The following is a 21,683-nucleotide window of genomic DNA, read 5'->3' on the forward strand; positions in this document are numbered from 1 at the left end:
GGCCCTTTTATGAGCTTAGCGGGTCGGACGGGGCTTGGAGGGCAGCAGGCCTTCGCGCTGCATGCGCTTGCGGATCAGCTTGCGAGCGCGGCGAACGGCCTCAGCCTTCTCGCGGGCCTTCTTCTCAGACGGCTTCTCGTAGTGACCGCGAAGCTTCATCTCGCGGAAGATGCCCTCACGCTGCATCTTCTTCTTGAGAGCGCGGAGCGCCTGATCGACGTTGTTATCCCGGACAAGAACCTGCACGCGAATTCCTCGTGTTTGAACCGTTTCGATTGTGACAAAAAAGCAATGAGGCGCGTCATGCGCACCTCTATCTGGTCGGCGTCGATACCAGAAGAAGCCTTACCTGTCCAGGGTTGCTTCTCAAGAAAAGCGCCGGTCCAGGGGATCAACGACCCCGGTTGGGAAAGGTTCAGCCCCGCTCCGGGAAAACCCGGGTGACGTGACCCATCTTGCGGCCCGCCCGGGCTTCCGTCTTGCCGTAGAGGTGAAGATGCGCTCCCGGCTCGGCCAGGATTTCCTCCCAGGAATCCGCGTCGTGACCGATCAGGTTCTTCATCTCGACCCGGCCGAGGCGGGCGGTATCGCCCAGAGGCCAGCCGCAGACAGCCCTCACATGCTGCTCGAACTGCGAGGTCGTGGCGCCGCCGAGCGTCCAATGGCCGGAATTGTGCACCCGTGGCGCGATCTCGTTCACCACGAGGCGCTCGGAGCCGTCCTCCGTCACGAGAAACAGCTCGACCGCGAGCACGCCGACGTAATCCAGAGCTTCCGCGATGGAGCGGGCGATCCGAAAGGCCTGCTCCTCCGTCTGGGGGGAGACACCGGCCGGGACCTGAGTGGTGTCCAGGATATGGTTACGGTGCTCGTTGGCGCACAGGTCATAGGCCGCGAAGGCGCCCGCGGCGGTGCGGGCGGCGACCACCGAGACCTCCCGCTCGAAGGGCACGAAGCCCTCCAGGATGGAGGCCGCGCGACCGATCTCCTCCCAGGCCGCGACAGGATCGGTCTCAGGCCCGATCTTCACCTGCCCCTTGCCGTCGTAGCCGAAACGGCGGGTCTTGAGCACGGCGGGCCTGCCGATGCGCTCGACCGCCTCGGCCAGTTCGGCCTCGCTGGACACGGGCGCGAAAGGCGCGACCGCGATGCCGAGACCCGCGATGAAGCTCTTTTCCAGAAACCTGTCCTGCGACACGGCCAGCGCCTGCGCGTTGGGGGCGAGCAGCGCATGGGCGCTCAAGGTCGCGGCCGTTTCGCTCGGCACGTTCTCGAACTCGTAGGTCACCACGTCCACGGCCTTGGCGAAGCGCACCAGGTTCGCCTCGTCCTCATAAGGAGCGATGGTGTATTCGGTCGCCACCTCGAAGGCCGGGCTGTTTTCCTCCGGCGCGTAGACATGCGTTCTCAGGCCGAGCTGCGCCGCCGCCATGGCGATCATGCGGCCGAGCTGGCCGCCGCCGAGAATGCCGAGGGTGCAGCCGGGACGGATCATGAGCTTATCAGCCTTCGTTGGAGGGGCGCTCGGCCACGCTCTCGCTCTGGCGCTGCCGCCATTCGTCGAGGCGCTCGGCTAGGGCGGGATCGTGGAGGGCCAGAACCGCGGCCGCGAGCAGGGCAGCATTCACCGCGCCCGCGCGCCCGATGGCGAGCGTGCCGACCGGAATGCCGGCGGGCATCTGGACGATGGAGAGCAGGCTGTCCTGGCCCGAGAGCGCCTTCGACTCCACCGGCACGCCGAAGACGGGCAGGGGGGTCATGGCGGCGGTCATGCCGGGCAGATGGGCGGCCCCTCCGGCGCCCGCGATGATGACCTGAAGGCCTTCCGCCCTGGCGCCCTTGGCGAAGGCCACGAGCCGGTCCGGCGTGCGGTGCGCGGAGACGATGCGCGTGTCGTAGGAAACGCCCAGGGCATCGAGCGTCTCGGCCGCGTGGCGCATGGTGGCCCAGTCGGACTGGCTGCCCATGATGATGGCAATAGGGGGACGCGCCATGGTGTGGCTCCGGCTTCAGGCCTTGGAGCATCGGACGTGACTCCGAAGCCACGTCCGATGCTCCAAGTTTTTGTTTTGTCGCATCTTTACCCGCAAAACCGGTTTCCGCTTTTGCGTCCGATGCTTTGACTGTCCAGCGGGAATAGCGAAGCCGCCTCGGGCAGGCAAGGGCGTTCCCGATAACGGGCTGATTCCTCAGGCAATGATGTCGGGGGTGAGCTGGTCTTCGAGACGGATGATCTGGTCCTTGAGGGAAAGCTTGCGCTTCTTCAGGCGCTGGACCTGCAACTGGTCCCCGGCGACCATGCTCTCCAGGGCGTCGATGGCCATGTCGAGATCGCGATGCTCCTGCTTCAGACGGGCCAGTTCCGCTTCGAGTTCAGCCAAGTCGGTCATTGAAAATACCTAGAACCTCGGACCCAAAAGTGGATTCCACTTTTGGGATCGATCCGATGCTCAATCCCTTAAGCGGCGCATCGCTGGCTGCGGAAACCGGGCCCACTTTTCCGCACGATGCGCTAGATGCCAAGCTGCGTTCGACAGCCGGGCCAAGACGGGGCGGAAGTATGCTCTCGGGCCCTGTGGAGAGCAAGATAGCCGAAGCATCTTCTACTCTCGATTCTTTGAATTTCGCCTTCGACTCGCCACACTCTGTCTGCCACAATGTTCTCCGTCAGTAGATCGAATAGGAGGAACTGACATGCCGCTGCAGAATCACCTGACGGAACTGGAACGGAAGCATCGGGCTCTCGAGCGCGAAATCCAGGATACCCTCAACAGACCGTCGGCAGATGACATGAGGCTGGCAGAGCTCAAGCGGAAGAAGCTTCAGCTCAAGGACGAGATCACACGGCTGAGAACCTCCGAATCGGTGGTGCACTAGCCGCACGTTTCCTCAGTATTTTCCACAGGAAGAAGCCGTCGCTTCACCCAAGGAGCGGCGGCTTTTTCGTGGGCGCATCACAGATAAGTCACTGCGCCGTCATAGATGAGCTTGGCGCCGACGAGGATCAGCAGCGCGTATACGGCCGTGTAGAACGCCTGCCCCGTGACCCGCCGCACGAGCAGGACGCCCGCCCAGGTCGACGCGATGGCCACCGGGAACAGGGCGCCCGCGGTCGTCATGTTCTCGGCCGTGAACTGCCCGAGCGCCAGATACGGCGGCACCTTGATCCAGTTGATCAGCGCGAAGAGGATGGCCCCGGTGCCGACGAAGATGTCCCGCGGCAGCCGCTGGGGCATGACGTAGATCTGGAACGGAGGTCCGCCCGCATGGGCGACCATGCTGGTGAACCCCGTGACCCAGCCCCAGAAGATTCCGCGCGGCACGTCGGCCGGAGCAGCCTTCGGCGGAGTTGCGCGGCGCTCTACGATCATGCGGCGAACGGCGAAGGCGACGGAAATCACTCCGACGGCCAGCTTGACGGCCGCATCGGAGACCTGCGCGGCCAGGAGATAGCCCGTCACGATGCCCGAGATGGCGCCCAGGAGCATGATGACCACGTTGCGCCGGTCCCAGGTATGCCGGTAGGCCCAGACCGACACCACGTCCTGCACGATCAGGATCGGCAGGGTGATGGCGGCCGCCTGCACGGGAGAGACCACCAGGGCCATCAGGGGCAGCGAAAGAGCGCCGAGGCCCGAGAAGCCGCCCTTGGCCAGTCCGAGCAGGATCACCGCGGGAACGGCGGCGGCATAGAAGAGAGGATCGGTAATCACCACAGCACTCGCCGAAAGTCGACTCACCGAAAGTCGCCCCTGACCACGGCTTGATCGCCTGCTACCACAGCAGGCGCTTGAAGTCTCATGCAGAGAACGCAAGGGGGAACGCCATGCCATCCGCCCAGAGCCGCTATCATGAGGTCTATGCCGGCTGGAAATCCGATCCGGCCGGCTTCTGGGAACGGGCGGCGCGGGAGATCGACTGGATCAGGCCCGCCGAGACGGTCTTCGACCCTGACGCCGGCATCTACGGCCGCTGGTTCGTCGGCGCCGAATGCAACACCTGCTACAACGCCGTCGACCGGCATGTGGCGACGCGGGGCGGCCAGGCGGCAATCATCTACGACAGCCCGGTCACCGACACGAAGCGCAGCATCACCTATGCGGAGCTGCGGGACGAGGTGGCGACCCTCGCGGCCGTGCTGCAGGAGATGGGCGTCACGAAGGGGGATCGCGTCGTCATCTATATGCCGATGATCCCGGAGACGAGCTTTGCGATGCTGGCCTGCGCCCGCATCGGGGCGATCCATTCGGTGGTGTTCGGCGGCTTCGCCGCCAAGGAACTCGCGACCCGCATCGATGATGCGAAGCCGAAGATCATTCTCTCCGCGTCTTGCGGCATCGAGGGCGGGCGCGTCATTCCCTACAAGCCATTGCTGGACGAGGCGATCGCGCTCTCCTCATCCAAGCCGCAGGCCTGCCTCGTCTTCCAGCGGCCGCAGCTCGCCTGCGCCCTGGCCGAGGGCCGCGACCGGGACTGGGCAGGCTCCGTTGCTGACGCAAAGGCGCAGGGCCGGAAGGCGGAATGCGTGCCGGTGGCGGCGACCGATCCGCTCTACGTGCTCTATACTTCCGGCACGACCGGCATTCCCAAGGGCGTGGTGCGCGACAACGGCGGCCACATGGTCGCGCTCAAATGGTCCATGGAGCATTTCTTCGGCGTGAAGCCGGGAGAAGTGTTCTGGGCCGCGTCCGACGTGGGCTGGGTGGTCGGCCATTCCTACATCGTCTACGGGCCGCTGCTGCACGGCTGCACGGCTGTCCTCTACGAGGGCAAACCGGTGGGAACGCCCGATGCCGGCGCCTATTGGCGGGTGATCTCCGACCATGGGGTCGTGACCCTCTTCACCGCGCCCACGGCTTTCCGCGCCATCAAGAAGGAGGATCCGAAGGCGGAGCTCCTGCAGAAATACGACCTCTCCTCGTTCCGCGCCCTGTTCCTGGCGGGCGAGAGGGCCGATCCCGACACGGTCAAATGGGCCGAGGACATCCTCCAGGTGCCGGTCATCGACCATTGGTGGCAGACGGAGACCGGCTGGCCGGTCGCCGGCAATCCGCTGGGCTTGGGCGCGCTGCCCGTGAAGCACGGCTCGCCCACGGTGCCGATGCCGGGCTACATCCTCGAGGTGCTGGACGAGGGCGGAAAGCCCGTCCCCCCCGACACGATGGGGGCCATCGTCATCAAGCTGCCCCTGCCGCCCGGCGCCCTGCCGACCCTGTGGCAGGCGGACGGGCGGTTCCGGGAATCCTATCTCTCGGTCTATCCGGGCTACTACAACACCTCGGACGCCGGCTATCTCGACCAGGACGGCTATATCTGGGTCATGGGCCGTACCGACGACATCATCAATGTGGCGGGCCATCGTCTGTCCACGGGCGGCATGGAGGAGGTGCTGGCTTCCCATCCGGCCGTGGCGGAATGCGCCGTGATCGGCATGAAGGACGCGCTCAAGGGCGAGGTGCCGTGCGGCTTCGTGGTGCTCAAATCCGGCATCGACCGGCCGCCGGAGGCCATCGAGGCCGAACTCGTAGCCTTAGTGCGGGACAAGATCGGCCCTGTTGCCGCCTTCAAGCTCGCGATCACCGTCGCGCGCCTGCCCAAGACCCGTTCCGGCAAGATCCTGCGCGGCACCATGAAGAAGATCGCCGACGGCGATACCTGGTCGACCCCCGCGACCATCGACGATCCCATGATCCTGGAAGAAATCGGGGATGCGCTGCGGGCGAGAGGATTGGCCGGGTAGGCGGGTGCAGGACGGGGCTCTGATCTCCCTCTCCCTGAGGAAGAGGGTTGGAGTGAGGGGTTACAGAGCCAACCACGTTGAGCGCAGTCCCTCACCCGGACCTAAAGGTCAGACCTCTCCCACACGGGAGAGGTGAAGAAGCGCCACACTTCTCGAGGGCTTCCAGATCTTCCCTGTGCGTGGTCCGGAAGGACATCCCAAAACAAAAAGGCCCGGATCGCTCCGGGCCTTCGTGCGTGACGAAACTTATTCCTCGTCTTCGTCCTCGTCGTCGCGCTTGAGCTGCTTGAGCTTGGCGAAGACCGAGTTGACGTCGATGTTCTCTTCCTGGACCGGCTTCGGGCGGCTCATGTCGGCGAAGGGGTCGACCCGCTCGGGGGCCGTGGAGACCTCGGCCGGCATCAGGGTGCCGCCATGCTCCTGGGGCTCGACCTGCGGGCGGTCCTTGGCGGCGCGCTGCACCTCGAAATCGAGGTCGATCTGAGAGCACAGGCCCAGCGTCACCGGGTCCATGGGCGAGAGGCTGGCCGAGTTCCAGTGGGTGCGCTCGCGCACCTGCTGGATCGTCGTCTTGGTGGTGCCCACCAGACGCATGATCTGCGCGTCCTTCAGCTCGGGATGGTTGCGCACGAGCCAGAGGATCGCGTTCGGGCGGTCGTGACGGCGGGACACGGGAGTGTAGCGCGGGCCCTTCTTGACCCGCTTCTGCTCCGGCAGCTTCACCCGCGACTCGGCGAGCCGGAGGTGATGGTTCGGGTCCTTCTGGGCCTTCTCGATCTCTTCACGGGTCAGCTGGCCCGTGGTCACCGGGTCGAGGCCCTTGATGCCGGCCGCGACTTCGCCGTCGGCAATGCCCTTCACCTCGAGCGGGTGCAGCTTGCAGAAATCGGCGATCTGGTCGAACGACAGCGATGTATTCTCGACGAGCCAGACGGCTGTCGCCTTCGGCATCAACGGTCCCTGGGACATAGACGTGAACCTCCTTCAGGCCGGGCGCCGGATCGTCGGCGCCGCACGGCAAAACTCTCTCGCGCTCCGAACCGGTCCGGACCGGAGCATCTCGTCTCACGATGTGAGGGAAACGAGATGATTATAGGGATCGTGCCGGTCCGTTGCAAATTTTAAAGGGTGAGAACGATCTTCCCGATATGCTCGCCCCCGTCCATGCGGGCATGGGCCTTCGCCACGTCCTCGAAGGCGAAGGTGGAATCCATCACCGGCCGGCAGCGCCCCTGCGCCAGGAGCGGCCAGACCTTCTCCTCGAGCGCCTCGGCAATCTCGGCCTTTTCGGCGGGTGAGCGCGGGCGCAGGGTCGAACCCGTATGGGTGAGCCGCTTGACCATCAGGCGGCGGAAATCGACCTCGGCTTTCGGGCCCTGCAGGAAGGCGATCTGCACGATCCTTCCATCCTGGGCGGCGGCCTCGTAATTGCGGGAAATGTAGTCGCCGCCGACCATGTCGAGGATCACGTCCGCGCCCCGGCCGCCCGTGGCTTCCTTGGCGGCCGTCACGAAGTCCTGGGTCCGGTAGTTGATCGCCGCATCGGCGCCGAGACGCAGGCAGGCGTCGCATTTGTCCTGGCTGCCGGCGGTGGCGATGACCGTGGCGCCGAAGGCCTTGGCGAGCTGGATCGCCGTGGTGCCGATGCCGGAGGTCCCGCCGTGGACGAGGAGCGTCTCGCCCGATTGCAGGCGGCCCCGGTCGAACACGTTGGTCCAGACGGTGAAAAAGGTCTCCGGGACGGCGCCTGCTTCTTCGAAGGAGAGACCCGGAGGAATCGGAAGGGCATTGCTCTCGTGGACGACCGCATATTCCGCATAGCCTCCGCCCGGCACCAGGGCCATGACCGGATCCCCGACGGAAAACCGGGCGGCGTTCGGGCCCGTGGCCGCCACTTCGCCCGCGATCTCGAGCCCGAGGATATCCGGGGCGCCGGGAGGCGGCGGATAGCCGCCCTGCCGCTGGATCACGTCGGGGCGGTTCACGCCCGCGGCCCTCACGCGCACCAGGATTTCGCCCTCCTTGGGCTTGGGGACAGGGCGTTGGACGACCTTGAGAACGTCCGGTCCGCCGCTCCCCTCGGCAATGACGGCGCGCATCATCTCAGGGATCTGCCCCATTTTTCCCTCCTTTGGTCAACAATGTCCTGGGATATAGGCTTCGTTGGCAAGGAATACATGCCGGATTAACGTTCACGATCAATCATTGAAGGAGAATGCCATGGCCCTCGATCCCTTCGCCGATGAACCGCGCCGGATCATGACCGGACACGAGATCGGCCAGGATCTCTCGATGCTCTCCATCGACGAACTCGACGAACGTGTCGAAGTGCTGGAGCGGGAGATCGCCCGAATCAAGGAGGCGAGGGCTCGAAAGGAAAACTCCCGCGCGGCCGCGAGCGCCTTCTTCAAGCTGGGCCAGGGCTGATTCCATTGTAACGAAGGAACGTCCTTAACGGCGCATTAACCATTCTCGCGTAGACAGGAGGGCATCCGGGCTTCTCCCTGGATGCCGAGTGGCTTTGAAGCCCACTCTGTTTGACGCTTCCCTGTGAGACTTCAAGAGCCGCCCCGTGCGGCTCGATTTTTATCGGCGTCGCCTTAACCTTAAGAAGAGGTTACCGAGGCAGGCCCGATCAGTCCGTCCTATACTCATCTCAACAGGTCGTATCGTCCGCCCGCAAGGCGCGGAGGGCAGTTTTTTTGGGAGATGTGCGTGAACGAACCCGACGTGATCCAGTTCGATGTCGATCCTGTCCGGTTCGGGCAGAACTTCGTGGGTTCCGAGGCCTTCAAGGCGCTCTTCCAGGAGGGCATGGAACTCATCGAGGAAACAGCCGCCTATCTCGACGGTCCGGGCCGCGAGGAAGCCCGTCACCTGCCGCGCCAGGCGAGCCTCGTCTATGCCAGCGAGAGCATGCGGCTCACCACCCGCCTGATGCAGGTCGCCTCATGGCTGCTGCTGCAGCGGGCTGTGGCGGAAGGGGAGATCACCGCCGATCAGGCCCAGCTGGAGAAGAACCGCGTCCGCCTGAACTCGCAGGAGACCGCGACCACCATCGCCGAATACGAGGAGCTTCCAGCGCGCCTGCGCGACCTGATGGGCCTCGCGACCCGGCTGCACGCCCGGATCCTCCATCTCGAGCGCCTCATCACGGAAGCCGAGGAGGCTCCCCGGGCTCCGGCGGCCAACCCGGTCGCGACCCAACTCGGGATGCTGCAGCGGGCCTTCGGGACGGTGGAGTAGGAGGGAGGAGCGGCCACGTTGCCGCACCCGGCACCAACGTCTCCTTGAAGGGTTGAATCCCATGCCTGGAGGGCTACACCTAACCTGTCGGCCGCTCTTGTGCCGTCAACCCAAGGATATGCAACCCATGTCAAGCGACAGTCGAAAGACCATGCCGTCTCGGGTTCGCGCAGAAGACTGATCGCTCAGCTCTCCTGCGATCGGGCCCGTGGCGGCTGGTCGCGAGGAGAGTTCCATGAAAAAATTCATCACGAACCGTTTCGAAATCCTGTCCGAATGGATTTCCGACAACCTGGGCAGCCCCTATGCCTTCATGGCGGCCTGCCTGCTCGTGGCCGTCTGGGCCATCTCCGGCCCCGTCTTCCAGTTCTCCGATACGTGGCAGCTCGTGATCAACACCGGCACCACGATCTGCACCTTCCTGATGGTGTTCCTGCTGCAGAACACAGGCAACCGGACCATCGACGAGATGGAAGAGCGCCTGCGCTCGCTCGAATTCCTGAACCGGGAGCTCCTGCGCGAAATCCGCACCATGAAGGCACTCGAGCCCGATATCAGGGAGGCTGCCTGAGGCAGCTTTCGGACCACACCGCAAAAGAAAAAGCCCCGCCGAAGCGGGGCTTTTTGATTCCGGTCCGAAGGACGGATTACTTCTTGCCGCCGAGGCCCAGGCCGCCGAACCGCGAGTTGAAGCGCGACACGCGGCCGCCGCGGTCGAGCAGCTGCTGCGTACCGCCGGTCCAGGCCGGGTGGGTGTTCGGGTCGATGTCGAGGTTGAGGGTGTCGCCCTCTTTGCCGTAGGTCGAGCGGGTCGTGTACTCGGTGCCGTTGGTCATGACCACTTTGATGAAGTGGTAATCGGGATGATCGGTTTCTTTGCGCGCCATTGCCATAGTCCTTCTTGCGGCCAGCCAAATCTGGTCAGCCCGCAATGTTGAGATCGAGCCTGAATTGATGAATGCGCGCCTATACCTCACTTAAGACCTTGAAACAAGCCGGGGCAAAGGTGCTAAACCGCCCCTTGTGGCGATTCCGTAAAACGCAAGGTGTCATGGCCGATCATTCCCAAGGGCAGACCCGCCCCAAGGCTGCGCTCAGCGCCCTGAAGCCGCTCATTCCCTACGGCCTGGCCTATAAGGGGCGGATCGCCGCGGCGCTCGTGGCGCTCGCCGTGGCCTCCGGGGCCACGCTCGTCGTGCCGATTGCGGTGCGGCGGGTCATCGATTTCGGCTTCTCGGAACAGGGCCGGGCCTATATCAGCGCCTATTTCGCCCTCCTGGTCGTGGTGGTGGGCATCCTCGCCCTGGCCAGCGCCTTTCGCTATTACTGCGTGATCACCCTCGGGGAGCGGGTGGTGGCCGATCTGCGTTCCGCCGTATTCCGGCACCTGACCTCCCTCGATCCGGCCTTCTTCGACCAGACCAAGAGCGGCGAGATCGTCTCCAGGCTCACGGCCGACACCACCCAGGTCAAGGCGGCCTTCGGGGTCAGCATCTCGATTGCGCTGCGCAATCTCTTCCTCTTTCTCGGCGCTACCGTTCTAATGATCATCACGAGCCCGAAGCTGTCGGCGCTCGTGCTTCTCGCCATCCCGGTCATCGTCCTGCCCCTGGTCTTCTCCGGCCGCGCCGTGCGGCGGCGCTCGCGGGCGGCGCAGGACCGGCTCGCCGATGCCTCGGCCTATGCGGCGGAGGCCATCGGGGCGGTGCGGACCATGCAGGCCTTCGGCATGGAAAGCCTCACGGCCGCCCGCTTCACGGCCGCCGCCGAGGAGGCCTTCGATGCGGCCAGGCTCTCCACCACCATGCGGGCCTTCCTGACCGGCGCCGGCATCTTCCTGGTGTCGGCGAGCGTGGTCGGCGTGCTCTGGTACGGCGCGCAGGACGTGCTGGCCGGGCAGATGACGGGCGGGCGCCTGTCGCAATTCGTGCTCTACGCGGTCTTCGCCGCAAGCTCCCTCGGCCAGCTCTCCGAGGTTTACGGCGAACTCGCCCAGGCGGCCGGCGCGGCGGAACGCCTCGGTGAGATCCTTGCGGCGAAGCCCGCCGTCGAGCGGCCGCAGAACCCCAAGCCCCTGCCGGAGCCGCCGCTCGGCACGGTGGCGTTCGAGGCCGTGCATTTCGCCTATCCGACCCGCGCCGACCAGCGCGCGCTCCACGGCCTGAGCTTTGCGGTGAAATCCGGCGAGCGGGTCGCCATCGTCGGGCCCTCGGGGGCGGGCAAGAGCACGATCCTGCAGTTACTGCTGCGCTTCTACGATCCGCAAAGCGGCGCGATCCGGGTCGACGGGGTCGCGGTCCAGGAGGCCGATCCCTCCGCCCTGCGCGGCCGCATGGCCCTCGTGCCGCAGGAGCCGACGATCTTCGGGGCCTCCGTCCTGGACAACATCCGCTACGGGCGCCCCGACGCCACGGAGGCCGAGGTCCTGCGCGCCGCCGAGCTCGCCTCCGCCGACGGCTTCATCCAGGCCATGCCGGAAGGCTACCGGACGATGATCGGCGAGCGCGGCGTGACGCTCTCGGGCGGCCAGCGCCAGCGTCTGGCGATAGCCCGGGCGATCCTGAAGGATGCCCCGATCCTGCTCCTCGACGAAGCGACCTCGGCGCTCGACGCGGAAAGCGAGCGCAAGGTCCAGACGGCGCTCGACCGGCTGATGGAAGGCCGCACCACCCTGGTCATCGCCCACCGCCTCGCCACGGTGCGGTCCGCCGACCGCATCCTGGTCATGGACAAGGGCATGATCGTCGAGGAGGGCACCCACGAAACCCTCCTCGCCCAGGGCGGCCTCTATGCCCGCCTGGCCCGGCTCCAGTTCACGAGCGCGCACGGACATCACGAGGCGGCGGAATAGGCCGCTGCCTCAAATTGATGCACCGGCGTGGGCTGACATCCGGCCCGTGCATCCCATGTGACCCGAAACCGTTGCGTCGGATCGAGGGCACCCTTGGGATTGGCCGGGAACGCAGGCATGGGCGTCAGCAGGAGACATCCGCAGGACTCGACCCGCATCAACATCCTCGAGCCGTGGGATCTCCAGTACTGGTCCGACCGCTGGAACGTCCCGCGCCGGCAGGTGGTGGACACCATCCGCCGCGTCGGCGATCAGGTCCACGACGTCGCGCAGGCTCTGGGGAAGGATTAGGCGCAATACGCGGCACTTACTTTGCGCCATTGCTGGCATGACAGTGTCGGCGTGGTAAGCATCGCCCATGCCCGATCTCTATCCACCTCTTGATCCGTTTGATGCCGGGATGCTCGATGTGGGCGATGGGCATCGCATTTATTGGGAAGTCTGCGGCAATCCTGCCGGGAAGCCTGCTCTCGTGCTGCATGGAGGACCAGGTTCCGGCTGCACGGCGAACGCACGGCGCTATTTCGACCCGAGCGCTTATCGCATTGTGCTCTTCGATCAGCGCGGGAGTGGTCGCAGCACACCGCATACCAGCTCTCCGGCCGTAGACCTCTCCACGAACACCACAGCTCACCTCATCGCCGATATCGAATGCCTGCGGCGGCATCTCGGAATCGACCGGTGGCTGGTGCTGGGCGGTTCGTGGGGGTCGACCCTGGCACTCGCCTATGCAGAGCAGTATCCCGAGCGCGTGACCGAGATGGTGCTGTTCAGCATCGCGACCACGACAGCGTCGGAAATCGCGTGGATCACCCACGGCGTCGGAGCCTTCTTTCCTGAGTCCTGGAGCCGGTTCAGAGCAGGTGTGCCCGAATCAGATCGGGAAGGAAGCTTGGTCGAGGCCTATCACCGCCTCCTCATGCATCCGGAGCCAGCAATCCATGAGAAGGCCGCGCAGGATTGGTGCGATTGGGAAATGGCCATTGTGGCCGTGCATCCCGGCCACAAACCTCACCCACGATACCAAGATCCTTCGTTTCGGTTAGGCTTCGCGCGGCTCGTCACCCATTACTGGCGGAACAAGGCCTGGCTTGAAGATGGCGTCTTGGTGCGGAATGCGAACCGCCTCGCCGGCATTCCCGGTATCCTCATTCACGGCAGGCTCGATATCGGCGGTCCGCTCGTCACGCCCTGGAATCTTCAGCGGCATTGGCCGGGCAGCGAACTGATCGTTGTTAGCGAAGCAGGGCACGATGCGCGCGATCCCGGCATGACGGAGAGTATCGTCGCCGCGACTGATCGTTTCGCGTAAATCACCGCTCCGTCAGCTTCAGCTCGATGCGCCGGTTGCGGGCATAGGCCTCTTCGGTGGTGCCGTTGTCGAGGGGCTGGAACTCGCCGAAGCCGGCGGCGACGAGGTGCTGGGGCTGAACGCCCCGGGCGACGAGCGCCTGCACCACGGCGATGGCGCGGGCCGACGACAGGGCCCAGTTCGACGGGAATTGCGACGTCGCGATGGGGCGCTGGTCCGTGTGGCCGTCGACGCGAATCACCCAGGGGATATCCGGTGGGACCTGACGCTCCAACTCGATCAGGGCGGAGGCGATGCGGTCGATCTCGCCGGAGGCTTCCGGGCGCAGGGTCGCCTGACCGGCCGGGAAGAGCACCTCGGACTGGAACACGAAGCGGTCGCCGACGATGCGCACGTCGGGGCGGGTGCCGAGGATCTGCCGCAGGCGGCCGAAGAAATCCGACCGGTAGCGCGCCAGCTCCTGCACCCGCTGGGCCAGCGCCACGTTGAGGCGGCTGCCGAGATCGGCGATGCGGGCCTGGCTTTCCTTGTCCCGGTTCTCGGAGGCCGCGAGGGCCTCTTCCAGGGCCGCGAGCTGGCGGCGCATGGCGGCGATCTGCTGGTTGAGGATTTCGACCTGGCTCAGCGCCCGGCCGGTGGCCTGCCGCTCGGTCTCGAGCTGCGTGCCGAGCTCCTGCGCCTGGGCCTGCGCGGCGCCGCCGCTGTCGAGAAGGCCCTGGAGGCGCGCTCGCTCGGCCTCGTTGGCACGCAACGTCGTCTGCAGGGACGTGACCGTGTCCTCGATGGTGCGCCGGCTCGAGCGCTCCAGGGAGAGAAGATCGGTCAGCTCGGCGATCTGGCGGTTCAGGCGGTCGAGGACCGTGTCGCGGCCGGACAGTTCCCGAGACAGGAAGAACTGGCCGACGGTAAAAACCGAGATCAGGAAGATGATGGCCAGAAGCAGCGTCGACAGGGCGTCCACGAAGCCCGGCCAGTAATTGATCTGGCTGCTGCGTCCCCGCCGACGTCCTCCAGCGCTCGAGACCGGCATCAGGGCAGCCTTTCACGGGAAATGCGGTCGAGGACCTGCTTCAGCTCCTTCTCGCGGGCCGCCTGGGCCTCGACCCAGTCGCGGATCATCTGCTGCTCGGCCCGCATGTGCTGGACGAGGCCCTGAACGCCCTCGGCCAGGTTGGCCATGGCCTGGGTCGCGGCCCGGCCGCCTGCGCCGTCATTGACCGCGGCGGTGAGCCGGTTCAGCGCCACGGTCAGGTCGTGCGAGGTGCCGGGGCGCATGGCGGTATCGGTGGGCGTGTCCAGGGTCGACATGGCAAGCCAGTCCTCCAGCTCCGTGTAGAAGCGGCTCTGGGCCTGGCCGGCCTGGAGGTCGAGGAAGCCGAGGACGAGGGAGCCGGCGAGGCCGAACAGGGAGGCCGAGAAGGACAGGCCCATGCCCTGCAGCGGGCCGGCGAGGGAGTTCTTCAGCTCGTCGAAGAGAACGGCGGTGTCCTGGCCGGTGCGGAGCGACGAGATGATGCGCCCGACCGAGCCGACCGTGTCGATGAGGCCCCAGAAGGTGCCGAGGAGTCCCAAGAAGACCAGCAGGCCGGCGAGATAGCGCACGATCTCGCGGCTCTCGTCGAGGCGGGCACCAATGGAGTCCAGAACCGAGCGGGTCGCCGCGACGGAAAAGCCGGCCTGCTCGGGGCGGTTGCCGAGGAGCGCCGCCAGGGGCGCCAGCAGGATCGGCTGGGAGGGAGCGACCAGCCCTTCCTCGGTCTGGCGCATGGTATTGACCCACCGCACCTCGGGAAAAAGGCGCCAGGCCTGCCGGATCGCGAGCACGATGCCGATGAACATGACGCCCAGAATCAGGGCGTTGAGGCCCGGATTGGCCTGGAAGGCCGACCAGATCTGCCGGTAGAGGATGAAGGCGACAAACCCTGCCAGAACCAGGAAGACCGCCATGCGGATCAGGTAAATCCGCGGTGGGGTAAGGGGTTGGTCCGCCATCGTTATCCTGTGCATTGGTGCTTCGGAGCTGCACCAATGTGACCGCGCCTGTCCGAAGGATCAAGCGCGACCATGGCAGAGTTCGACGGGACGAACAGAAATATCGGCCGGGAACGATGGAGGAACGGCCGGGAAACTATCCCTTGGCCTTTTTCAGGAGCTTCAGCAGCTCGCGATGCATCACCTCGTTGCCGCAGGCGATGGAGCCCTTGGCCATCGGGTCGCTGCCGCCATCGGCGTCGGACACGAAGCCGCCCGCTTCGCGGATCATCAGGATGCCGGCGGCAATGTCCCAGGTGTTCAGGCCGCGTTCCCAATAGGCGTCGAAGCGCCCGCAGGCCACATAGGCGAGGTCGAGAGCCGCAGCGCCCCAGCGGCGCATGCCGCCCACACTGCCCATGACGGCGGCTTCTTCGCGAAGATAAAGGCCGTGGTCGCCCTTGCCGATATGCGGCAGGCCGCAGGCCACGACGGCTTCCACCATCTCATCGCGCCCCGCCACGCGGATGCGGCGGTTGTTGAGATAGGCGCCCTTGCCCTTCTCGGCGATGAAGAGCTCATCCTTGGCGGGATCGTAGATCACGCCGGCGACGATCTGGCCGTCGCGCTCGAGGCCGACCGAGATGGCGAATTGCGGCAGGCCGTGCAGGAAGTTCGTGGTGCCGTCGAGCGGGTCGATGTGCCAGCGGTGGCTCGTGTCGGTACCTTCGACCACACCCTGCTCCTCCATGACGAAGCCGTAGCCCGGGCGGGCCTTTGCGAGCGCTTCGTACAGGATCTTCTCGGCCTTGCGGTCGGCCGCCGAAACGAAGTCGCCCGGTCCTTTCCGGGAGACCTGCAGGTTCTCGACCTCGCCGAAATCGCGCTTGAGCGAGCGCGAAGCCTTCATCACGGCATCGGTCATGACGGTCATGAGGGGCGAACGGATCATCGGGCGGGTCCTGGCAAAGAGCGGTTTTGAAATGAAGTGTGGTCGATGGACCACGCGAAGGTTCGCGTCAAGCCGAGGATAACCGGAGGGCGCATCAATTGATCCTGCGCCTTGCGATTTTGTTCTCCGTCATGGCCGGGCTCGTCCCGGCCATCTCGATACGGAGAGGCACTCCGCTGTCATCCCCGGCGCACGAAGTGCGGGAAGGGGATCCAGGGCGGTGAGCGTGTGAGTGGATTCCCTTTCCCTTCGCTACGCTCCGGCCGGGAATGACACTGATGGCGTTTCATGGAATCGGGATCACCGGCACAAGGCCGGTGATGACGGCTGAGCCGATATTTAACGCATGCCGAGCCGTTCGGCGGCGAGCTTTTCGGCGCGCTTGCGGTCCTCGGTGCTCAGCCCCTTGAAGGCGTCATCGAGCCAGGGATCGGCCAGACCCTGGGCGGCGGCCAGGATGTGCCAGGCCGCCCCATCGACCTTGTTGGCGGGAACGCCGCGGCCGGCGACGAGAAGCCGGGCCAGACGGTTCTGGGCGATGGCATTGCCCTTCGCGGCGGCCCGTCGGAAATAGCGCGCGGCCTGGGATTCGCTGGTTGGAACTCCATCCCCGTTGAAGAGCAGGATCGCGTATTCCACCTCACCGACCGAGCTGCCGTTGCGGGCCGCGCGCTCGAAGAGACGGGCGGCCTCGGTGGAATTCCGCTCCACGCCCCGGCCCTTGAGGTAGAGAACGCCGAGGGCGTGCTGCGCGTCCGGGATCTCGGCCGCCGCCGCCTTCTTCAAAAGCTCGACGGCCTTCTGCAGGTCGGCATCGTTGCCGCTGGTGAGCAGGAGCAGGGCGAGATTGTGCGAGGCCAGGGCATTGCCCTTGTCGGCCGCCTGTTCGAGCCAGGCCCGGCCCTGCGCGGCGTTCTTGGGCATGCCGCGTCCGTCGATGGCCATGAGCCCCAGCGAAGCGAGCGCATTGGCATCACCGCGTTGAGCCGCCAGACGATACCACTCGGACGCCTTCTTCGGGTCCATGGGGACCCCTAGGCCCTGGTTATAGAGCTCGCCCAGGAGGGTCATGGCGGCCGCGTCGCCCTTGTTCTTCTCCAGGCGCAGATTCGCCTCGCGGAAAGCCGTCTGATAGAGGCCACGCTGATAGGCGCCATAGGCGAGATCCGGCGCCGCCGCATGGCTCAGCGTCGCGGATGCCGCCAGAAGGACGCCGCCGAGGATCCAGGACAAGCGCATCAGCGCGACGCCTCCTGCCGTTCCAGGATCGCGGCTGCGGCCGTAACGGCGGCAGCGGGGCCGTCCGCATGGTTCCAGACCGCGTCGCCGAGGGCGACGAATTCCGCATTCGTGGCCGCCAGGGTCTCGACGGCGTCGAGGCTCGGGGCATAGGCGACGCAGGGAGTCTCGAAGATCTCGGCCCACCAGGAGGCGCGCTCCACCACGCTCTCCAGGGTCGGGAGGGAGCCGTCCGGGCGCGGTTCACCGAAGAGCAGGTAATCGGCCCCGGCCTCTCCCAAGGACATCGCGTCATCCCTGGTGCGGATCGCCCCCACGCCGATGGCGCGCTCGGATTTCAGCCTCTCGCGCAATTCGCGCACGTGGGCCGGATCGCCCGGCACATGCACGCCGTCGGCGCCGCCCCGGGCCGCGACATTCGCGAGATCCGCCTTGGCCTCGGATGAGACGAGCACGGCCGCTCCGTGCTCCTGCGCGGCGGGGGCGAGCGTCTTGACCTGATTGATGAGGCTTCGCTCGTCGGCGGGGCTCAGGCGCAGCAGGACGGCCGCCACGGAACCGGTTCCGCAGGCTTCCGCGAGACGCGGCGCGAAGGAGGCATCCTCCAGGACGGGGGTGATGAGGTAGAGGCGGGCGGCGGTGTCGGCCATGGATCTTGAGGTCACAAAAAAGGAAAGACAGCCTTCCCATAACGAAAACGGGGCCATCTTGCGAGGCCCCGCTTGTCGATCATGATTAAGGCGAAAGCCTGATGGCCAGAAAGGCTATTCCTACAGCCTCACCCTGAGGAGCGAAGCGTCTCGAAGGGCGAGGCGTTTCCAGAGTGCGCTGGAACCTCCTTCGAGACGGTCACTTTGTGACCTCCTCAGGATGAGGGTGGTGGAATTAAACCTATCTCACTCGGCCGCCTGACGGCTCGTGCCGAAGGTCGGGTCGAGCTCGCCCGAGGCGTAGCGCTTGGCCATCTCGGCGAGGGTGAACACGCGCTTGATCTTCGAGGCCTGGCCGGCGGTGTTGAACTCCTGCAGGCGCTGCTTGCAGAGCTTCGTCATCGCCTCCATGGCGGGCTTCAGATACTTGCGCGGGTCGAACTCGCCGGGGTTCTCGGTGAGAACCTTGCGGATCTGGCCGGTCATCGCCATGCGGTTGTCGGTGTCGATGTTGATCTTGCGCACGCCGTGCTTGATGCCGCGCTGGATCTCCTCCACGGGCACGCCCCAGGTCGGCTTCATCTGGCCGCCGTACTGGTTGATGATGTCCTGCAGGTCCTGCGGAACGGACGAGGAGCCGTGCATCACCAGGTGGGTGTTCGGGAGCTTCTTGTGGATCTCTTCGATCACGTGCATGGCGAGGATCGCGCCGTCGGGCTTGCGGGTGAACTTGTAGGCGCCGTGCGAGGTGCCCATGGCGATGGCGAGCGCATCGACCTTGGTCTCGGCCACGAACTTCACGGCCTCGTCGGGGTTCGTCAGCAGCTGGTCGTGCGAGAGCTTGCCCTCGGCGCCGTGGCCGTCCTCGGCCTCGCCTTCACCGGTCTCAAGCGAGCCGAGCACGCCGAGCTCGCCTTCCACCGAGATGCCGCCGAGATGCGCCATCTCGACCACCCTCCGGGTGACGCCCACATTGTAGTCCCAGTCGCCCGGCGTCTTGCCATCGGCCTTGAGCGAACCGTCCATCATCACCGAGGTGAAGCCGGCCTGGATCGCGGTCATGCAGGTGGAGGGCTCGTTGCCGTGGTCGAGATGCACGCAGACCGGGATATGCGGATAGATCTCGGTCACCGCGTCCATCATGTGCTTGAGCATGACGTCGTTGGCGTAGGAGCGCGCACCACGGCTCGCCTGGATGATCACCGGCGCGTCGACCTCGCTGGCCGCCGCCATGATGGCGAGCGCCTGCTCCATGTTGTTGATGTTGAAGGCAGGCACGCCATAGCCTTGCTCGGCTGCGTGATCCAGAAGCTGCCTCATGGTGATGCGTGCCATTTCGTCCTCCGTATTGATTTTGGCTTTAAACAGCGCAGAAGCTGAACCGTAGCTTAAGCCATCTAGAGCATCCGCCCCAAAAGTGGATCCCACTTTTGGGACCCAGCCGATGCGCCATGTTTTCGCTTGGCAAAGTGGGTGCCCGCTCTGCCAAGCCTGGTCTCAAGCCCTTAGCGCTTCCACGCCGGGCAGCGGCTTGCCTTCGAGCCATTCGAGGAAGGCGCCGCCTGCCGTCGATACATAGGTGAAGTCGTCCGCAACGCCAGCATGGTTGAGGGCCGCAACCGTATCGCCGCCGCCGGCGACGGAAACGAGCTTGCCTTCCCGGGTGCGCTGGGCCGCATGGCACGCGGCCGCGACGGTGCCCTGGTCGAAGGGTGCGATCTCGAACGCGCCGAGCGGGCCGTTCCAGACGAGAGTCGCCGCGTCGTTGATCGCAGCCGAGATGCGCTCCACCGATTGCGAACCCACGTCCAGGATCATCTGATCCTCGGGGATCGCATCAATGCCGTAGGTGTGGTTGGGAGCCCCCGCCTTGAATTCGTAGGCGCAGACGCCGTCCACGGGCAGGATGATGGCGCAGTTGGACGTACGCGCCTTCTCGATGATCCGCATGGCGGTTGCCGCAAGGTCCTTCTCGGCCAGCGACTTGCCGATGCCGAGACCTGTCGCATGCACGAAGGTGTTGGCCATGCCGCCGCCGATCACGAGGGCGTCGACCTTGGTCACGAGGTTTTCGAGCAGGTCGATCTTGGTCGACACCTTGGCGCCGCCCACGATAGCGACCACCGGACGCTTGGGCGCTTCGAGGCCCTTGGTCAGAGCATCGAGTTCCTGCTGCATGGTGCGGCCCGCGTAAGCGGGCAGCACGCGGGCGAGGCCCTCGGTGGAGGCGTGGGCGCGGTGCGCGGCCGAGAAGGCGTCGTTGACGTAGAGGTCGCCGAGCTTGGCCAACTCCTGTACGAAGGCCGGATCGTTCTTCTCCTCGCCCGCGTGGAAGCGGGTGTTTTCGAGAAGAAGCACGTGGCCGTCCTTCAGGGCACTGACCGCCTGGGCGGCGCCTTCGCCGATGCAATCATCGGCGAAGGCGATCGTTTTTCCGAGGTGCTTCGAGACCGCTTCCGCGACGGGCTTCAGGGACTCTTTAAGATCGCGGCCTTTCGGGCGCCCGAAATGGGCGAGAAGGATCACCTTTCCACCCTTGTCGGCGATCTCCCGGATGGTGGGAAGGACGCGCTCGATGCGCGTCGCGTCCGTCACCCGGCCGTTCTCCATCGGGACGTTGAGGTCCACCCGGACGAGAACGCGTTTTCCCTTGACGTCGGCCTGGTCGAGCGTGCGGAAGGCGGTCATGAAGCGGCCTCCCTTAGATGAGCTTCGCCATGGCGACGGCGGTGTCCGCCATGCGGTTCGAGAAGCCCCATTCATTGTCGTACCAGGACAGCACGCGCACGAAGTTGCCCTCCATCACCTTGGTCTGGTCCAGGTGGAACACGGAGGAATGCGGATCGTGGTTGAAGTCCGACGAGACGTTCGGCTGGTTGGTATAGCCGAGGATGCCCTTCAGCGGGCCGTCGGCCGCAGCCTTGATGGCCGCGTTGATCTCTTCCTTCGTGGTGTTCTTCTTGGCCACGAACTTGAAGTCGACCACGGAGACGTTCGGGGTCGGTACGCGGATCGAGGAGCCGTCGAGCTTGCCGTTGAGGTCGGGCAGGACGAGGCCCACCGCCTTGGCGGCGCCGGTCGAGGTCGGGATCATGTTCAGGGCCGCCGCGCGGGCGCGGTAGAGGTCCTTGTGCATCTGATCCAGCGTCGGCTGGTCGTTGGTGTAGGAGTGGATCGTCGTCATGAAGCCCTTCTCGATGCCCACCGCCTCATGAAGCACCTTCGCCACCGGGGCGAGGCAGTTCGTGGTGCAGGAGGCGTTCGAGATGACCACGTGATCCTTGGTCAGCTTGTCGTGGTTGACGCCGTAGACGACCGTGAGGTCGGCGCCGTCGGCGGGAGCCGACACGATGACGCGCTTGGCGCCGGCGGTCAGGTGCGCCGAGGCCTTCTCCTTCGAGGTGAAGATGCCGGTGCATTCCATGGCGATGTCGACGCCGAGTTCACGGTGCGGCAGGGTCGCCGGATCCTTGATCGCCGTCACGCGGATCTTCTGGCCGTTGATGACGAGGAACTCGCCGTCGACCTGCACGTCGGCCGGGAAGCGGCCATGGACAGAGTCGAAGCGGAGCAGGTGAGCGTTCGTCTCGACCGGGCCGAGGTCGTTGATGGCAACCACCTCGATGTCCTTGCGGCCGCTTTCCACGATGCCGCGCAGGATGTTGCGTCCGATGCGACCGAATCCGTTGATCGCGACCTTCACCGTCATAGTCGTAGCTCCC

The 21,683-nt window shown here is 65.5% G+C and carries 24 protein-coding genes; 8 read left to right on the plus strand and 16 right to left on the minus strand.

Annotated features, from left to right (window positions below; genetic code table 11):
* Positions 1–15: 15 nt before the first annotated feature.
* The 4 genes from rpsU to AB4097_RS03015 all read right to left on the minus strand — a co-directional run bounded on the left by rpsU (position 16) and on the right by AB4097_RS03015 (position 2,390).
* Positions 16–246, minus strand: coding sequence for a 30S ribosomal protein S21 (gene rpsU / locus AB4097_RS03000; protein ID WP_009763401.1), 231 nt, complete (start codon positions 244–246; stop codon positions 16–18).
* 169 nt (positions 247–415) lie between these two features.
* Entirely contained in the window at positions 416–1,495 is a 1,080-nt protein-coding gene (locus AB4097_RS03005; RefSeq protein WP_442037114.1) for a 5-(carboxyamino)imidazole ribonucleotide synthase, read from the minus strand.
* A gap of 7 nt (positions 1,496–1,502) precedes the next feature.
* A complete protein-coding gene (gene purE, locus AB4097_RS03010; RefSeq protein ID WP_442037116.1) occupies positions 1,503–1,994 on the minus strand; it encodes a 5-(carboxyamino)imidazole ribonucleotide mutase in 492 nt (163 codons plus the stop codon).
* A gap of 195 nt (positions 1,995–2,189) precedes the next feature.
* The gene (locus AB4097_RS03015) at positions 2,190–2,390 is read right to left on the minus strand and encodes a YdcH family protein (RefSeq protein WP_442037118.1); all 201 of its coding nucleotides are present in this window, start codon (positions 2,388–2,390) and stop codon (positions 2,190–2,192) included.
* Positions 2,391–2,694: 304 nt separating this feature from the next.
* On the opposite strand from AB4097_RS03015, the gene AB4097_RS03020 reads away from it, so the two are divergent.
* Positions 2,695–2,877: a YdcH family protein gene (locus tag AB4097_RS03020; protein ID WP_009763405.1), complete on the plus strand. Its 183-nt coding sequence runs from the start codon at positions 2,695–2,697 to the stop codon at positions 2,875–2,877.
* A gap of 77 nt (positions 2,878–2,954) precedes the next feature.
* Here the strand turns inward: AB4097_RS03020 and AB4097_RS03025 are convergent, their stop codons facing one another.
* Entirely contained in the window at positions 2,955–3,713 is a 759-nt protein-coding gene (locus AB4097_RS03025; protein WP_442037120.1) for a sulfite exporter TauE/SafE family protein, read from the minus strand.
* A gap of 113 nt (positions 3,714–3,826) precedes the next feature.
* Here AB4097_RS03025 and AB4097_RS03030 point away from each other — a divergent pair, with 113 nt between their 5' ends.
* Entirely contained in the window at positions 3,827–5,740 is a 1,914-nt protein-coding gene (locus AB4097_RS03030; RefSeq protein ID WP_442037122.1) for a propionyl-CoA synthetase, read from the plus strand.
* A gap of 246 nt (positions 5,741–5,986) precedes the next feature.
* Here the strand turns inward: AB4097_RS03030 and AB4097_RS03035 are convergent, their stop codons facing one another.
* A complete protein-coding gene (locus tag AB4097_RS03035) occupies positions 5,987–6,709 on the minus strand; it encodes a DUF1013 domain-containing protein (protein ID WP_442037124.1) in 723 nt (240 codons plus the stop codon).
* A 152-nt stretch (positions 6,710–6,861) separates the two neighbouring features.
* Positions 6,862–7,860 (minus strand): NAD(P)H-quinone oxidoreductase, encoded by a 999-nt coding sequence (locus AB4097_RS03040; RefSeq protein WP_442037126.1) that lies wholly within the window; start codon positions 7,858–7,860, stop codon positions 6,862–6,864.
* A 100-nt stretch (positions 7,861–7,960) separates the two neighbouring features.
* On the opposite strand from AB4097_RS03040, the gene AB4097_RS03045 reads away from it, so the two are divergent.
* The 3 genes from AB4097_RS03045 (at position 7,961) to AB4097_RS03055 (ending at position 9,557) form a co-directional block, all read left to right on the plus strand.
* Entirely contained in the window at positions 7,961–8,167 is a 207-nt protein-coding gene (locus tag AB4097_RS03045) for a DUF1192 domain-containing protein (protein ID WP_442037128.1), read from the plus strand.
* Between the two features lie 282 nt (positions 8,168–8,449).
* Positions 8,450–8,986 (plus strand): protease adaptor protein RcdA, encoded by a 537-nt coding sequence (gene rcdA / locus AB4097_RS03050; protein WP_442037130.1) that lies wholly within the window; start codon positions 8,450–8,452, stop codon positions 8,984–8,986.
* A 235-nt stretch (positions 8,987–9,221) separates the two neighbouring features.
* A complete protein-coding gene (locus tag AB4097_RS03055; RefSeq protein ID WP_442037132.1) occupies positions 9,222–9,557 on the plus strand; it encodes a low affinity iron permease family protein in 336 nt (111 codons plus the stop codon).
* A 76-nt stretch (positions 9,558–9,633) separates the two neighbouring features.
* Here the strand turns inward: AB4097_RS03055 and rpmE are convergent, their stop codons facing one another.
* Entirely contained in the window at positions 9,634–9,873 is a 240-nt protein-coding gene (gene rpmE, locus AB4097_RS03060) for a 50S ribosomal protein L31 (RefSeq protein ID WP_442037134.1), read from the minus strand.
* Between the two features lie 164 nt (positions 9,874–10,037).
* Between rpmE and AB4097_RS03065 the strand changes: the two genes are divergently transcribed.
* From AB4097_RS03065 to pip, 3 genes are all read left to right on the plus strand, one after another.
* Positions 10,038–11,837 (plus strand): ABC transporter transmembrane domain-containing protein, encoded by a 1,800-nt coding sequence (locus AB4097_RS03065; protein ID WP_442037136.1) that lies wholly within the window; start codon positions 10,038–10,040, stop codon positions 11,835–11,837.
* A gap of 117 nt (positions 11,838–11,954) precedes the next feature.
* Positions 11,955–12,128 (plus strand): DUF3606 domain-containing protein, encoded by a 174-nt coding sequence (locus AB4097_RS03070; protein ID WP_442037138.1) that lies wholly within the window; start codon positions 11,955–11,957, stop codon positions 12,126–12,128.
* A 67-nt stretch (positions 12,129–12,195) separates the two neighbouring features.
* On the plus strand, positions 12,196–13,149 hold the full coding sequence (gene pip, locus AB4097_RS03075) for a prolyl aminopeptidase (RefSeq protein WP_442037140.1): 954 nt from the start codon (positions 12,196–12,198) through the stop codon (positions 13,147–13,149).
* 1 nt (position 13,150) lies between these two features.
* On the opposite strand, the gene AB4097_RS03080 is transcribed toward pip, so the two are convergent.
* The 8 genes from AB4097_RS03080 to gap all read right to left on the minus strand — a co-directional run bounded on the left by AB4097_RS03080 (position 13,151) and on the right by gap (position 21,670).
* Positions 13,151–14,179, minus strand: a complete 1,029-nt coding sequence (locus AB4097_RS03080) for a peptidoglycan -binding protein (RefSeq protein ID WP_442037142.1) — start codon at positions 14,177–14,179, stop codon at positions 13,151–13,153.
* Positions 14,179–15,141 carry a flagellar motor protein MotA gene (locus tag AB4097_RS03085; RefSeq protein ID WP_442037144.1) on the minus strand — a complete coding sequence of 321 codons (963 nt, stop codon included), beginning with the start codon at positions 15,139–15,141 and terminating at the stop codon, positions 14,179–14,181. The genes AB4097_RS03080 and AB4097_RS03085 overlap by 1 nt, the downstream gene beginning before the upstream one ends.
* A gap of 136 nt (positions 15,142–15,277) precedes the next feature.
* Positions 15,278–16,072 (minus strand): inositol monophosphatase family protein, encoded by a 795-nt coding sequence (locus AB4097_RS03090; protein WP_442037146.1) that lies wholly within the window; start codon positions 16,070–16,072, stop codon positions 15,278–15,280.
* A 339-nt stretch (positions 16,073–16,411) separates the two neighbouring features.
* Complete coding sequence (locus AB4097_RS03095) at positions 16,412–17,311, minus strand: tetratricopeptide repeat protein (RefSeq protein WP_442037147.1); 900 nt, start codon at positions 17,309–17,311, stop codon at positions 16,412–16,414.
* Positions 17,311–17,961, minus strand: a complete 651-nt coding sequence (locus tag AB4097_RS03100) for a thiamine phosphate synthase (protein WP_442037148.1) — start codon at positions 17,959–17,961, stop codon at positions 17,311–17,313. The genes AB4097_RS03095 and AB4097_RS03100 overlap by 1 nt, the downstream gene beginning before the upstream one ends.
* Positions 17,962–18,207: 246 nt before the next feature.
* Positions 18,208–19,296 (minus strand): class II fructose-bisphosphate aldolase, encoded by a 1,089-nt coding sequence (gene fba, locus AB4097_RS03105; protein ID WP_442037149.1) that lies wholly within the window; start codon positions 19,294–19,296, stop codon positions 18,208–18,210.
* A 162-nt stretch (positions 19,297–19,458) separates the two neighbouring features.
* Complete coding sequence (locus AB4097_RS03110; protein WP_442037150.1) at positions 19,459–20,649, minus strand: phosphoglycerate kinase; 1,191 nt, start codon at positions 20,647–20,649, stop codon at positions 19,459–19,461.
* A 13-nt stretch (positions 20,650–20,662) separates the two neighbouring features.
* A complete protein-coding gene (gap, locus tag AB4097_RS03115; RefSeq protein ID WP_009763425.1) occupies positions 20,663–21,670 on the minus strand; it encodes a type I glyceraldehyde-3-phosphate dehydrogenase in 1,008 nt (335 codons plus the stop codon).
* Positions 21,671–21,683: the final 13 nt, after the last annotated feature.

The sequence above is a fragment of the Microvirga sp. 2MCAF35 genome (assembly GCF_052115545.1).
Taxonomy (GTDB): Bacteria; Pseudomonadota; Alphaproteobacteria; order Rhizobiales; family Beijerinckiaceae; genus Microvirga.